This is a genomic window from Streptomyces noursei (assembly GCF_016917755.1).
GTDB lineage: Bacteria > Actinomycetota > Actinomycetes > Streptomycetales > Streptomycetaceae > Streptomyces > Streptomyces yunnanensis.
Window position 1 is genome coordinate 5,936,637 of the sequence record NZ_CP070326.1, and the last position, 13,456, is coordinate 5,950,092.

The window sequence follows — 13,456 nt, forward strand, 5'->3', positions numbered from 1 at the left end:
CTCCCGTCGCCGCGGATCAGGCCGGGTGGGTGAACGAGGGCTCCTCCGGCTCGGGCACCTCGTAGTCGCGTTCCCAGCCCTCGCATTCGAGCTTCAGGCTCTGGATGGCCACCGCGTTGGCGTTGGCGTCCATCTCGCCCAGGACCTGGTACTCGCTGGGCCAGGAGCGGTAGATCTTGTGCGAGACGGCGACCTGCCCGGCCTCGTTGAGGACCTGGATGACGATGTCCTTGCGGAAGTCGGCCAGCGACACCTCCGAGCCCAGGCCGGCGCCGACCTGCCAGACCTTGTTGGCCCAGCGGTCGAACTCCGGGTCGTGGGTGACCCCGCGCTCCAGGGTGATGCCCTCGAACTCGGAGCGGCCCGGGGACTTGCGCGGGGAGCTGGGGTCGCCGCCGTTGCGGTGCTTGACGACCTCGGTGGTGCGCTTGAGCGGGCTGATCTTGCTGACCCCCGCGACCGTACGGCCGTCCCACAGGACCAGGAACTTGAAGTTCTTGTACGGGTCGAAGCGATGGGCATTGATCTTGAACTCAGCCATCGGATTCCTTCACATCGGATTCCTGCACGTCGGCGTCGTGGGGCGCACCGGGGGCCGGCCCGTCCGCCGGGCCCGGCGCCCCGCGCCCTAGAGGTCGAATTGGCCGGCCAGCTGCTGGATCTTGACGATCACGAACTCGGCCGGTTTGACGGGCGCGATGCCGACCACGACGTTGACGATCCCGTTCTCGATGTCCGCCTCGGTCGTGGTGTCCTTGTCGCACTTGACGAAGTACGCCTGCCGCGGGGTGCCGCCCTTGAAGGCGCCCTTCTCGAAGAGGGAGTGCAGGTAGGCGGAGGCGTTGAGGCGGATCTGCTGCCAGAGCTGCTCGTTGTTGGGCTCGAAGACCACCCACTGCAGGCCGCGCAGCAGGCTCTCCTCGACGTGCAGGGCCAGCCGGCGCACCGGGACGTACTTCCACTCGCTGTCCAGGGCGTCCGCGCCCTGGAGCGTGCGGGCGCCCCACACCAGCGGGCCGACCATCGGGAAGGTCCGCAGGCAGTTGACGCCGAGCGGGTTCAGCAGGCCGTTCTCGCGGTCGGTGAGCTTGACGGTCAGCCCGTGCACGCCGGTCAGCCGGGCCTCGGTGCCGGCCGGGGCCTTCCACACCCCGCGCTCGCCGTCCGTACGGGCGATCACGCCGGCCAGCGCGCCGCACGGCGGGAAGGAGCGCAGTCGGCCGGTGAGCGGGTCGGTGAGCTGGAGGTGCGGGAAATACAGGGCCGCGTGGTTGTCGCGGACCGCGTCGAAGGCGCCGATCCCGGCCCGTGCGGCGTCCACACTGCCCCATGCCGCGGGCGCGTCCACCAGGAGGAACATCCGCCGCTCCTGGCACAGCCGCTGGGCCGCCGAGACCACCGTGAGCATGTCGTCGACGGACTCGTACGAGGCCAGCTCGGGCAGTGCGAGCAGATTGACGTCGGGGATGTCGCGCAGCGCCTGGAGGCCGCTCTTGCGAGCCTCGCTGCCGATGAGGTCGCGCGGTCCGGGTGGGTCGCCGTCCTCGCCGCCGCACAGCGGGAAGACCGGCGGATTGACCGATGCCTCCAGCCCCAGGTCGTTGGCGCACTCGCCGAGGAAGCGGACCACGTCGCCAGGGTCGGTGGAGCCGGCCACGACCTGGACGCGGCGGCCGAAGGCGATCACCTGGGCGCCCGCGAAGGCATGCTTGCCGGGGGCGTCCGGCAGGGAGCGCAGCTTGTGCTCCAGCAGCAGCGCCAGCTCGGTGACGTCGCACGGCGGCTCGCCGTCGCAGTCCGGGTCGTAGAGCGTGAACTCCCGTTCCACCTCACCGATCTTCACCACCAACTCCACGTTCAGATCGGGGAGTTCGTGGTGGAACGGCTTGGAGACGGTGCCGGAGGGGTCCGGGCGGTCCTCGCCCACGGCCGCCACGCGGATCAGCGACGAGCCGGCGTTGACCACCGTCTCCACGAACCGGCCGCTGCCGGGGTCCATGGACAGGCCGGCGAAGGACTCGCGGGCTGCGCCGTGCGCGTCGAGGACCTGGAGGTTGAAGGTCTCCTGGGCCGGGTGACGGGCGGGCGTGTCGTGGTCCACGGCGATGCGCAGGCCGTCGCCCCAGATGCCCGGCTCCTTGGCGTGCACCTCCAGGACCGGGCACTGGCTGCGGCCCTCGGTGGACTCCAGGGTGACCTGGGCCTCCTTGCCGCTGCCGGCCTTGGCGACCCGGACGATCACCGCGACGGCGCCGCCGTTGCCGAAGAACTGGTGGACGGCGTAGGAGACCGGGCTGCGCGAGGTCAGGCCGCCGAAGCGGCGCTCGAAGTCGGCGAAGCTGGTGATCCGGACCGGCTGGTTGAGCGGGCCGCGCCGGGTGTGGCCGACGAACGCGGTCACCGAGGTCGTCACGGTGGTGATGCTGCGGATGCTGCTGGGAAGCTCTTCGACATAGACGCCGGGATAGGTCGTATGTGTCGGCATTCCCCCTCCAATCCCTTCAGGCACCGAGTGTGAGAACACCAAGAAATCGAGAAAACCGGGAGGGGTGGGCGGGGAGAAGGGGGAGGGGCGACAGGTGCGGAAGAGTCCACGACCGCACAAAGCGGTGATCGTGGTCGTGCATCCCCCCGCTACCCATCAAGTTCCCCCGTCTGCATCCGGTGCGAGGCGGTCCGTGATCCGCGGTCCGACCCGCACGGGACCAAGCCCGGAAGTGCGCGACTCCGGCCTGTGACTCCTGATGCGTAAGTGCTCAACGCAGTTTCTTTCAGGGGGAGTTGGAGGGTCAAGGAGCTTTCCGGACACCGCCTGCGGAGGTCTTGTGCGGGCGCGTTGCGGGTTCTTCCCGAACGGTTTCCCGCTTCCCCGCAACCGGAACCGGATGGGCCGGGTGCGCTCGGGCGCACCGGGTCATCGGTGCCCGGCGCCCGAACGGCGCACGGCGACGGAGTGCACGGCGGATGGCGACGAAGTCGCCCGGCACCCGGACGGCCCTGCGAAATGCCTGCGGCGCGCCGGAGCGCCCCTGCGGAAAAGGGGCGGCGCAGTACGTTGACCAAAAGATCTGTGACCGTAATCACCGCCAGAGTGTGATCTGCGATTTAGGGACGCATGTCCAGCGGCGATACCCTGCGAGACGGACATGCCGCGTATCCGGACACCGTGTACGCCTCCCCTGTGACAGCGCCGTCACGTTGCCCTTCGCGGCACGCCCATCGCAGACGAACGAACCGCGATCACTACGGCGATTCTGAGAAGACAAGGGACGGACGCGCGTGGACCTGTTCGAGTACCAGGCGAGGGACCTCTTCGCCAAGCACGGTGTACCGGTGCTGGCCGGTGAAGTCATCGACACGCCTGAGGCGGCGCGCGCGGCGACTGAGCGCCTTGGCGGCAAGTCGGTCGTCAAGGCGCAGGTGAAGGTCGGTGGCCGTGGCAAGGCCGGCGGCGTGAAGCTGGCCACCACGCCGGACGAGGCCGTCGCCCGCGCGACGGACATCCTCGGCATGGACATCAAGGGCCACACGGTCCACAAGGTGATGATCGCCGAGACGGCCCCGGAGATCGTCGACGAGTACTACGTCTCCTACCTCCTGGACCGCACCAACCGCACCTTCCTGGCCATGGCCTCGGTCGCGGGCGGCATGGACATCGAGGAGGTCGCCGCGACGACCCCCGAGAAGCTCGCCAAGGTCCCGGTCGACGCCAACGAGGGCGTCTCCATCGAGAAGGCCCGCGAGATCGTCGCCCAGGCGAAGTTCCCGGCCGAGGTCGCCGAGCAGGTCGCCGAGGTGCTGGTCACCCTGTGGCAGACCTTCGTCAAGGAGGACGCCCTCCTGGTCGAGGTCAACCCGCTGGCCAAGGTCGCCTCCGGTGACGTCCTCGCCCTCGACGGCAAGGTCTCCCTGGACGCCAACGCCGAGTTCCGCCAGCCGGAGCACGAGGCCCTGGAGGACAAGGCCGCGGCTAACCCGCTCGAAGCCGCGGCCAAGGCCAAGGGCCTGAACTACGTCAAGCTCGACGGCCAGGTCGGCATCATCGGCAACGGCGCGGGTCTCGTCATGAGCACCCTGGACGTCGTCGCCTACGCCGGCGAGAACCACGGTGGCGTCAAGCCCGCCAACTTCCTCGACATCGGTGGCGGCGCCTCCGCCGAGGTCATGGCGAACGGCCTGGAGATCATCCTCGGCGACCCGGACGTGAAGTCCGTGTTCGTCAACGTCTTCGGCGGCATCACCGCGTGCGACGAGGTCGCCAACGGCATCGTGCAGGCCCTGGAGCTCCTGAAGTCCAAGGGCGAGAACGTCAGCAAGCCGCTGGTCGTCCGCCTCGACGGCAACAACGCCGAGCTGGGTCGCAAGATCCTCTCGGACGCCAACCACCCGCTGGTGCAGCGTGTGGACACGATGGACGGTGCGGCCGACAAGGCCGCCGAGCTGGCCGCGGCCAAGTAAGGGACGAGGACTCCAACAACCATGGCTATCTTCCTCACCAAGGACAGCAAGGTCATCGTCCAGGGGATGACCGGCGCCACCGGCATGAAGCACACCAAGCTCATGCTCGGTGACGGCACCAACATCGTCGGTGGTGTCAACCCGCGCAAGGCCGGCACCAGCGTCGACTTCGACGGCACCGAGGTCCCGGTCTTCGGCTCCGTCAAGGAGGCGATGGAGAAGACGGGCGCCAACGTCTCCGTCCTCTTCGTGCCGCCGGCCTTCGCCAAGGCCGCCGTCGTCGAGGCGATCGACGCCGAGATCCCGCTGGCCGTCGTCATCACCGAGGGCATCGCCGTCCACGACTCCGCCGCGTTCTACGCGTACGCGAAGTCGAAGGGCGACACGACCCGGATCATCGGCCCGAACTGCCCCGGCCTGATCACCCCCGGCCAGTCCAACGCCGGCATCATCCCGGGCGACATCACCAAGCCGGGCCGCATCGGCCTGGTGTCGAAGTCCGGCACGCTGACGTACCAGATGATGTACGAGCTGCGCGACATCGGCTTCTCCTCGGCCGTCGGCATCGGTGGCGACCCGGTCATCGGCACCACCCACATCGACGCCCTGGCCGCGTTCCAGGAGGACCCCGACACCGACCTGATCGTGATGATCGGTGAGATCGGCGGCGACGCCGAGGAGCGGGCCGCCGACTTCATCAAGGAGCACGTCACCAAGCCGGTCGTCGGCTACGTGGCGGGCTTCACCGCGCCCGAGGGCAAGACGATGGGCCACGCCGGCGCCATCGTGTCCGGCTCGTCCGGCACCGCCCAGGCGAAGAAGGAGGCCCTGGAGGCCGCGGGCGTGAAGGTCGGCAAGACCCCGTCCGAGACCGCGCTGCTGGCCCGCGAGATCCTCAACGGCTGACGCGGCACCCGCTGTACGACGGCCGTGGGCCCGCACCCCTCCCGGGTGCGGGCCCACGGCCGTTTCCGCTACGGGCGCAGCGCTCAGCTGACGTCCGGGCGGAGCCGGGCGCCGGGCGGCAGCGAGCGGTGCCGGGACTTCCCCGGCCGCCCGGTCCGCCCGGCCTTGCGGTGGTGCGCCGGCCGGTGCGTGGGCCGGACCGCGGAGGGGGCAGCCGAGGGGGCTGCCGCGCGGTCGGCGGCGGCCGGTGCGGACGGGATGGAGGGGACGGAAGGGGCGGCCGGCGCGTACGAGGCGGCCATGGCCGGCCGCCGCGGCGGCGGGCGATAGCCGTCCGGCGTGCCGAGCGACACCGCCAGCGCCACCACCGCCAGCAGCCCGGTCGCCCCGAACCCGGTACGGGTGGTCAGCCGGGCCCGCCGCTCCGCGCCGGCCCGGACGTCGTGCGCGGGCGGCGGCACCGCCGGGCGGGACGCCGCCAGCGCGCCCAGCCGGGCGTGCAGCACCGCGCCCTGGCGGTCCGGCGGCAGGCCCTTGAGCCCCAGTTCCGGCAGCTGCTCGGCCAGGAACTCCCGGGCGTGGGTCAGCCGCCCGGTCGCCGCCGGCGTACTGGCCTCCACCTCAGCCGCGGTCTCGTGCAGCCCCAGCCCGACCCCGTCGTGCAGCAGCAGGGTGCGGCGGTAGGGGACGGGCAGCGCGAGCACCGCCGTCAGCAGCGCATGGTCCCGCGGTGCGGCCGGCGGCGGCGCGGGGGTCCCGGGCCGGGGCCGCTCGGCGGGCCGCAGCCCGGGGAACAGCCGCCGCCAGGGCGCCAGCGCGTACTCGTACGCTGCCGCCCGCACCCACCCCACCGGATCCGGATCCGCCCGCACCTCCGGCCAGCGCTGCCAGGCCGTCTGGAACGCCCGCTCGACGGCCCGCCGGGCGAGCCGGGCCCGCCCGGTGAGCAGCACCGCCTGCTGGATCAGCGGCCCGGCGTGCACGCCGTACAGCGCGTCGAAGTCGGCTGACGAACAGTCAAATCCGTTTCCGCCACGGCTCTCTGATGTGGCGTCGGAAGATTCCTCGGGCTGCCTCCGGTCGTGCTCGCTCATACCGGAAGTCTGAAAACGCCGGGCCGCGGATCTCGCGCGACACGTCGGGCAGATGCCCGATACGTGGTGTAAAGGGATGTTATTGGCAGCATGGCCGTGTGAGCCAATTGACCGAACGCGGTACCACGTTGTCCTCACACGGCCGGACCGCCGCGCAGCGCTCCTCGGCGATCGGCACCGCCGTCGTCAGCGGGGTGACCGCCGCCGGCCTCGGCCTCGGCGCGCTCGCGGTCGCCGTCCTGCTGCTCTGGGTCGTCTCCCCGTACCCGGACAGCGGCCCCTCACGGGCGCTGCACCTGGCCGCCGGCCTGTGGTTCACGGCGCACGGCGGGGGCCTGGTCCGCGAGGCGACCGCGTCCGGCGTCCCGGCGCCGGTCGGCGTGACCCCGCTGCTGCTCGCCGCCCTCCCGGTCTGGCTGCTCCACCGCGCCGCCCGGGACACCCTGGCCTCGGCCGCCGAGCAGCGCCCCGACGACGGCTCCGCGGTCGCCCCGCGCACCCTGCTCGGCGCCCTGCTGGCGGGGTACCTGGCGGTCGCCGCCGGGGCACTGCTCTACACCTCCACCGGCCGGCTGACCGCCGCGCCGCTCGCCGCGCTACTGGCCGTCCCCGGCACCGCCGCCGCCACCCTCGGCGGTACCGCCTGGCACATCCTCGGACCGGACGCCGTGGCCCTCCTACCGGCCCGGGTGCCGCCCGCCTTCCGGAGGCTGCCGGCCGGCCTCCGCGCCGCGCTCACCGGCCCCCGCCTCGACACCGCCCTCAAAGCGGCGGCCGCCGCCACCCTCGCCCTGCTCGCCTCCGGCGCGACGCTCACCCTCCTCGGCCTGGCCCTGCACCCCGGCCGGTTCGCCGACGACCTGAGCCAGCTCGCCCCCGACTGGGCCGGCCGCTGCACGGTGCTGCTGCTCTGCCTCACCCTGCTCCCCAACGCGGCCGTCTGGGGCGCCGCCTACGGCCTGGGGCCCGGCTTCACCGTCGGCGCGGGCACCGCGGTCGGGCCGCTGGGCACCTCACCGCGCCCCGCGCTGCCGCACTTCCCGCTGCTCAGCGGCCTTCCGGACCCGGGTCCGGGAAGTTGGTGGTCGGTGGCGCCGGCCCTGGTGGTGCCGGCCGCCGCGGTGGTGATGCTGACCCGGTACGCGGCCGGCGAGGGGCACCGTTCATGGGGGCGGACGGCCGGGACGGCGGCCGTGGCGGCGGGCCTGTGCGGCCTGGCGACGGCGGTGCTCGGGGTGCTGGCCGGCGGCGCGCTGGGCCAGGGCGCACTCGCCTCGTTCGGCCCCCGCGGCTGGCTGATCGGCCTGGCGGCGGCGGGTTGGACGGCGCTGGCCGGGGTCCCCGGGTCGCTGGGCCTGCGCGCCTGGCGACGGGCCGGGCGGCGGGCGGCGGAGGGCCGGTCGGTGCGCCTCCGCGCCCTGCCCGGCGTCCTGTTCCGCCGCACCCGAGAGGGGCACGGGCAGTCGGGCCCGGAGGCGGGACGGAGGGGCGGGCGGCGGTTCGGCCGGGGCATCCTCCGGGCCACCGGCGCCGGCCGGCGCAACCGCCGGGAGGAGGACGAGCGGACGGAAGGCGCGCGGGAAACCCGGGACGAGGGCCGGGGAGAGAGCCGGAAGAAGGGCCGGGGGGAGAGCCGGGGGGAGAGCCGGAAGAAGGGCCGGGGGGAGAGCCGGGGGGAGAGCCGGAAGAAGGGCCGGGGGGAGAGCCGGAAGAAGGGCCGGGCGAAGGGCCCGGAGGAGGACCGGGGGACCGCCGCCTGACGGCGCACGCCCCGACGCCCCACTCGCCCCCGGCCGTTCCCACCACCACGACGGGAACGGCCACTACCGCGCCGCCGCTACCGCCCCACCGCGCTCGCCACCACCGCCGCCGCCGCTGCTACTGCTGCGGCTGCTGGCTGAGCAGCGGTCGGAGCTGCGGCGGGAGGAGGTTCTCGCAGGACTTGCTCGCCGACTGGGTCAGCGCGTCGTTCACGCAGGTGAAGTAGTCGCGGTAGACGACCTGGACGGTGAAGGTCGCGGCCACCATCATCAGCGCCAGCGAGGCGGTCACCAGACCGGCGATCGCGGCGGTGGTCTGCGGTCGGGTCGTCGGGCCCGCGACGCCGCCGGGGCGCCCCGGCGGGGGCGGGGTGGCGCCGCCGGCCGGGCTTCCCCCGGGCGCCGCGGCGCCCGCCTTCTTCGGGACGGGCTTGCCGCGCAGCGCGCTGATGCCCCAGTAGAGGGAGAGCGAGCCCAGCAGCAGTGCCACCTCCGGCAGGCTGAAGAGCACGAAGAAGAACGCCCACATACCGGCCAGCAGGGCGTAGCGGGCCCGTCGCTGGAGCGGGTCGGTGGGGTCCCAGCGCAGCCCGCCGGGGCCGCCGCCACCCGGTCCGCCGGGCCCGCCCTGGCCACCCTGGCCGCCGCCCCGGCCCGGCCGGCTGCCGAAGCCGCCGCCCTGCCGGCCCGGTTGGCGGCTGCTCCACTGGCTGCCCCACGCCGGGGGCTGGTCCTGCGGCCGCTGCTCCTCGCCGTCGCCGGCGTCCCCCTGCGCCTGCCCGGTGAGGTGCGGGCGCGGGCGCCACTCCTGTTCGGGGGCGTCGGCCGGCGGCGGCGCGAACGGGTTGTCGTCCTGCCCGGCGGGGGCGGACGGGCCCGGGGTGCCGTCGGACGGTCCGTCCGGGTTGGACGACGACTTGCGCTCGCGCGGCAGGAGGACCAGCCCCGGGGCGGTGGTGGGCTGGGGGTGCCACCCGGCGATGGCCGGGGGAGGGAGGAGGAGAGCCGCGCGGCGGCGTCGGTCCGGCATCTGGAGTGAGTCTTCCCCTTGTCGTGGGCGTCCGTCCGGCGGGTGGGCCGGGCGTGCGGTCACCATGAACTGCATGCGATCTCTCGCCTGACGCTACCTCCCGTGCCCGCCCCCGTCCCGCGGGGGCCGCACGGTGTGCCGGTATCGTTGCTGACGGTCGGCGCCTTCGTAGGGTTCCCCGGATTCACGGAACCCCTCGTTTTGTACGACCGCACAAAGTTCCGTAGAGCCCCGCACAGCCCCCCAGACCCGCAAGACCTGGCGAGAAAGACCCCACCGTGGCCTCCTCCTCTCTTCCCGCTCGCTCCGCCCCGGCCCGCATCGTGGTACTCGTCTCCGGTTCGGGCACCAACCTCCAGGCGCTGCTCGACGTCATCGCCGAGGAGGGCGCCGCGGAGTACGGCGCCGAGATCGTGGCGGTGGGCGCCGACCGCGCCGGGATCGTCGGTCTGGAGCGCGCCGAGCGGGCCGGGCTGCCGACGTTCGTCTGCCGGGTCAAGGACCACCCGGACCGCGCGGCCTGGGACGCGGCGCTCACCGAGGCGACCGCCGCGCACGCCCCGGACCTGGTGGTCTCGGCCGGCTTCATGAAGATCCTCGGCAAGGAGTTCCTGGCCCGCTTCGGCGGCCGGACGATCAACACCCACCCGGCGCTGCTGCCCAGCTTTCCCGGTGCCCACGGCGTCCGCGACGCCCTCGCGTACGGCGCGAAGGTCACCGGCTGCACCGTCCACTTCGTCGACGACGGCGTCGACACCGGCCCGATCATCGCCCAGGGCGTGGTCGAGGTCCGGGAGGAGGACGACGAAACCGCGCTGCATGAGCGCATCAAGGAAGTCGAGCGATCGCTGCTCGTCGAGGTCGTGGGGCGCCTGGCCCGCCACGGCTACCGCATAGAGGGACGAAAGGTACGTATCTCGTGACCGCCACCGAAGGTACGCAGCGGCCCATCCGCCGCGCGCTGGTCAGCGTCTACGACAAGTCCGGGCTGGAGGAGCTGGCCCAGGGGCTGCACGCGGCGGGCGTCCAGCTGGTCTCGACCGGATCGACCGCCGGGAAGATCGCCGCCGCCGGGGTGCCGGTCACCAAGGTCGAGGAGCTCACCGGCTTCCCGGAGTGCCTCGACGGCCGGGTCAAGACCCTGCACCCCAAGGTCCACGCCGGCATCCTCGCCGACCTGCGCCTCGCGGACCACCAGCAGCAGCTGGCCGACCTCGGCGTCGAGCCGTTCGACCTGGTGGTCGTGAACCTCTACCCGTTCAAGGAGACCGTCGCCTCCGGCGCCACCCCCGACGAGTGCGTCGAGCAGATCGACATCGGCGGCCCCTCGATGGTCCGCGCCGCAGCCAAGAACCACCCCTCGGTCGCCGTGGTCACCAGCCCCGAGCGGTACGCCGACGTCCTCGCCGCGGTCAACGGCGGCGGCTTCGACCTGGCCGCCCGCAAGCGGCTGGCCGCCGAGGCGTTCCAGCACACCGCCGCCTACGACGTGGCCGTCGCCGCCTGGATGACCAACGTCTACGCGCCGGAGGCGGACGGGGCCGCGCTGCCCGAGTTCCTCGGCGAGACCTGGGAGCGCCGCAGCACCCTGCGCTACGGCGAGAACCCGCACCAGGCCGCCGCCCTCTACGTCGACGGCCAGCCGGGCGGCATCGCCAACGCCGAGCAGCTGCACGGCAAGGAGATGTCCTTCAACAACTACGTGGACACCGAGGCCGCCCGCCGTGCCGCCTACGACCACGACGAGCCCTGCGTGGCGATCATCAAGCACGCCAACCCGTGCGGCATCGCGATCGGCTCGGACGTCGCCGAGGCGCACCGCAAGGCGCACGCCTGCGACCCGGTGTCCGCGTACGGCGGCGTGATCGCGGTGAACTGCCCGGTGACCGTCGCCCTCGCCGAGCAGGTCGCGGAGATCTTCACCGAGGTCATCGCCGCCCCGGCGTACGAGGACGGCGCGGTCGAGATCCTCGCCCGCAAGAAGAACATCCGCGTCCTGAAGGTCGAGGGCACCCCGCACCAGCCCGGTGACCTCAAGCTGCTCTCGGGCGGCGCGGTGCTCCAGCACACCGACGTCTTCCAGGCCGAGGGCGACGACCCCGCCACCTGGACCCTGGCCACCGGACAGGCGCTGTCCGCCGGGGAGTTGGCCGAGCTGGCGTTCGCCTGGAAGGCGTGCCGCGCGGTGAAGTCCAACGCGATCCTGCTCGCCAAGGACGGCGCGTCGGTGGGTGTGGGCATGGGCCAGGTCAACCGTGTCGACTCCTGCAAGCTCGCCGTGGAGCGTGCCGGCGAGGAGCGGGCGCGCGGCTCCTACGCCGCGTCGGACGCCTTCTTCCCGTTCCCCGACGGCCCGGAGATCCTGATCGCCGCCGGCGTCAAGGCGATCGTCCAGCCCGGCGGTTCGATCCGCGACGAACTCGTCGTCGAGGCCGCTGAGAAGGCCGGCGTGACGATGTACTTCACCGGCACCCGGCACTTCTTCCACTGAGGCCCGGCCGGCCCCGCGGGGCCGGACAGCGCGGAGGGCCGCACCCCTTGCCCGGGGTGCGGCCCTCCGCCGTGCGCGGTACCGCCGCGGTCAGTAACGCGGCCGGCTGAACCAGGCGTTGGACTCGTCCTTGGAGACGAAGACCGTCACCAGGATGCCCAGCACCGTGTGGACCAGGCCGATCGGGAAGCTGAAGAGGCTCACCAGGATGGTGCCGACGCCGAAGATGATGCTGCCGACGCGGACCCCGCCGCCGCCGTTGCCGAACTGGGAGGCGAGCGCGATCCCGGCCACCGTGAAGATCACGATGACGACGATCACCGCGATCAGCACGCCCTTGCCGACGTTGAACGCCGACATGTCCGCGTAGGGCGAGGACGACGCCTCGTGCGACGCCTTGGTGACGCCGCCCAGCCCCAGCACTGCCAGGACCAGCCCGATGAGGTTCAGCGCGGCGAGCACGAACATCATCACCCGGGCCGCCTTGGCGCTGCCCGGCATCACCGTCGGGTACGGCATCTGCGCCGGCGGCATCGCACCACCGGGGTACGCGCCGTACGGGGCCATCGGCTGCTGCGGCTGCGGGGGCTGCTGGGGGTAGCCGTAGCCGGGCTGCTGGCCGGGCGGGGGGCCGTAGGGGTTGTTGGGGTTCGGATAGCTCACGAGCGGTGTCCTTCAGGCGACTTGGGGTGGTATCGGCGAGCGCCGCGAAGGCCCCCGGTCGCTGCTGCGAGGGGGGCCTTCACTGGGCTGTGCGGGGCGTGGAGTGCGGCCCGTTACGGCATTTCCCGGGTTACTTGGGGACCTGCACGACCACGGTGCCGACGATCTTGTCCGCGAACGTCTGGTTCTTCTCGTCCCACAGCGGCCACAGCCAGCCGATGCCGCACAGCAGACCGTTGAGGTAGCGGCAGATGTAGCGCACGAAGGTCATGCCGAAGCCCATGGGCTGGCCGGTGGTCTCCTTGATGACCTTGATGCCCAGGGCCTTCTTGCCCGGGGTCTGGCCGGTGCCGCCTTCCTTGGCGATGAGGAAGAACATCCCGCCCACCGCGATCAGCCACGCGAGGGCCATCACGATGATGGCGCCGACCGGCGTGCTGCTTGACACGGCGCTGTTGGCCGCGTTCTGGATGCAGGTGTAGTCGCCCGTCGGGCAGTGGGAGTAGTCCGGGGTGACCGAGGAGACCGAGCTGGCCGCCATGACGCCGCCGATGATGTACAGGATGATCGGCACGGCGCCGATCATGAGGCCGTCGAGCAGCAGGGCGCCCACCCGCGCACCCCAGCTCGCGTAACCCATCGGCATCCCCGGCATCCCCATCCCCGGCATGCCCGGCTGGCCGTACGGGGCCGCCGGCTGCTGCGGGTAGCCGCCGTAGCCGGGCTGTCCCTGCGGCGGGACCTGGCCCTGCTGCGGGTAGCCGTACGGCTGCTGGGGCTGCTGCGGGGCGCCCTGCGGGTAGCCGTAGCCCGGCTGACCGCCCTGCGGCGGGACCGGCGGCTGCTGGCCGTACGGGCCCTGGGGGGCCTGCGGCTGCTGGCCGTACGGGTTGTTCGGGTCACCGAAGCTCATGGTGCTGCTTTCCTCCGTTGGTGTCAGTGGGGGACGACGCGGCGTGACTCGGAGGAAAAAACAGGTTGTTTCATGGCCCGCCCCCGACGATGCCTGCGGCACTGCGGCGTCAATCCTTCTAGGTGAGGATTCCCTCTGTCC

11 protein-coding genes are annotated in these 13,456 nt (G+C 72.5%); 5 read left to right on the top strand and 6 right to left on the bottom strand.

Annotation, left to right across the window (positions count from 1 at the left end; translation table 11 throughout):
• Positions 1-16: 16 nt before the first annotated feature.
• The gene (locus JNO44_RS26265) at positions 17-541 is read right to left on the bottom strand and encodes a phage tail protein (protein WP_016574124.1); all 525 of its coding nucleotides are present in this window, start codon (positions 539-541) and stop codon (positions 17-19) included.
• A gap of 87 nt (positions 542-628) precedes the next feature.
• Complete coding sequence (locus tag JNO44_RS26270) at positions 629-2,485, bottom strand: phage tail sheath family protein (protein ID WP_205366349.1); 1,857 nt, start codon at positions 2,483-2,485, stop codon at positions 629-631.
• Between the two features lie 794 nt (positions 2,486-3,279).
• Between JNO44_RS26270 and sucC the strand changes: the two genes are divergently transcribed.
• Positions 3,280-4,458 (top strand): ADP-forming succinate--CoA ligase subunit beta, encoded by a 1,179-nt coding sequence (sucC, locus tag JNO44_RS26275; protein ID WP_205366350.1) that lies wholly within the window; start codon positions 3,280-3,282, stop codon positions 4,456-4,458.
• Positions 4,459-4,479: 21 nt separating this feature from the next.
• Positions 4,480-5,364, top strand: coding sequence for a succinate--CoA ligase subunit alpha (gene sucD, locus JNO44_RS26280; protein ID WP_039633546.1), 885 nt, complete (start codon positions 4,480-4,482; stop codon positions 5,362-5,364).
• Between the two features lie 83 nt (positions 5,365-5,447).
• On the opposite strand, the gene JNO44_RS44835 is transcribed toward sucD, so the two are convergent.
• The gene (locus JNO44_RS44835) at positions 5,448-6,458 is read right to left on the bottom strand and encodes a SigE family RNA polymerase sigma factor (RefSeq protein ID WP_338058577.1); all 1,011 of its coding nucleotides are present in this window, start codon (positions 6,456-6,458) and stop codon (positions 5,448-5,450) included.
• Positions 6,459-6,556: 98 nt separating this feature from the next.
• On the opposite strand from JNO44_RS44835, the gene JNO44_RS26290 reads away from it, so the two are divergent.
• Positions 6,557-8,218 carry a cell division protein PerM gene (locus JNO44_RS26290; protein WP_205366351.1) on the top strand — a complete coding sequence of 554 codons (1,662 nt, stop codon included), beginning with the start codon at positions 6,557-6,559 and terminating at the stop codon, positions 8,216-8,218.
• Positions 8,219-8,336: 118 nt separating this feature from the next.
• On the opposite strand, the gene JNO44_RS26295 is transcribed toward JNO44_RS26290, so the two are convergent.
• Positions 8,337-9,248, bottom strand: a complete 912-nt coding sequence (locus JNO44_RS26295) for a hypothetical protein (protein WP_240167671.1) — start codon at positions 9,246-9,248, stop codon at positions 8,337-8,339.
• A 278-nt stretch (positions 9,249-9,526) separates the two neighbouring features.
• On the opposite strand from JNO44_RS26295, the gene purN reads away from it, so the two are divergent.
• Together purN and purH are read left to right on the top strand one after the other, a co-directional pair.
• Positions 9,527-10,171 (top strand): phosphoribosylglycinamide formyltransferase, encoded by a 645-nt coding sequence (gene purN, locus JNO44_RS26300; protein WP_205366352.1) that lies wholly within the window; start codon positions 9,527-9,529, stop codon positions 10,169-10,171.
• Positions 10,168-11,739, top strand: coding sequence for a bifunctional phosphoribosylaminoimidazolecarboxamide formyltransferase/IMP cyclohydrolase (gene purH / locus JNO44_RS26305; protein ID WP_205366353.1), 1,572 nt, complete (start codon positions 10,168-10,170; stop codon positions 11,737-11,739). Before purN ends, purH begins: the two co-directional genes overlap by 4 nt.
• 90 nt (positions 11,740-11,829) lie before the next feature.
• Here the strand turns inward: purH and JNO44_RS26310 are convergent, their stop codons facing one another.
• Entirely contained in the window at positions 11,830-12,402 is a 573-nt protein-coding gene (locus JNO44_RS26310; RefSeq protein WP_205366354.1) for a hypothetical protein, read from the bottom strand.
• A 130-nt stretch (positions 12,403-12,532) separates the two neighbouring features.
• Entirely contained in the window at positions 12,533-13,315 is a 783-nt protein-coding gene (locus JNO44_RS26315) for an RDD family protein (RefSeq protein ID WP_205366355.1), read from the bottom strand.
• Between the last annotated feature and the right edge of the window lie 141 nt (positions 13,316-13,456).

Coding starts and splice junctions, on each gene's coding strand:
- JNO44_RS26265 (WP_016574124.1), bottom strand. CDS start 541: ATGGCTGAGTTCAAGATCAATGCCCATCGCTTCGACCCGTACAAGAAC.
- JNO44_RS26270 (WP_205366349.1), bottom strand. CDS start 2,485: ATGCCGACACATACGACCTATCCCGGCGTCTATGTCGAAGAGCTTCCC.
- sucD (WP_039633546.1), top strand. CDS start 4,480: ATGGCTATCTTCCTCACCAAGGACAGCAAGGTCATCGTCCAGGGGATG.
- JNO44_RS44835 (WP_338058577.1), bottom strand. CDS start 6,458: ATGAGCGAGCACGACCGGAGGCAGCCCGAGGAATCTTCCGACGCCACA.
- JNO44_RS26295 (WP_240167671.1), bottom strand. CDS start 9,248: ATGCCGGACCGACGCCGCCGCGCGGCTCTCCTCCTCCCTCCCCCGGCC.
- JNO44_RS26315 (WP_205366355.1), bottom strand. CDS start 13,315: ATGAGCTTCGGTGACCCGAACAACCCGTACGGCCAGCAGCCGCAGGCC.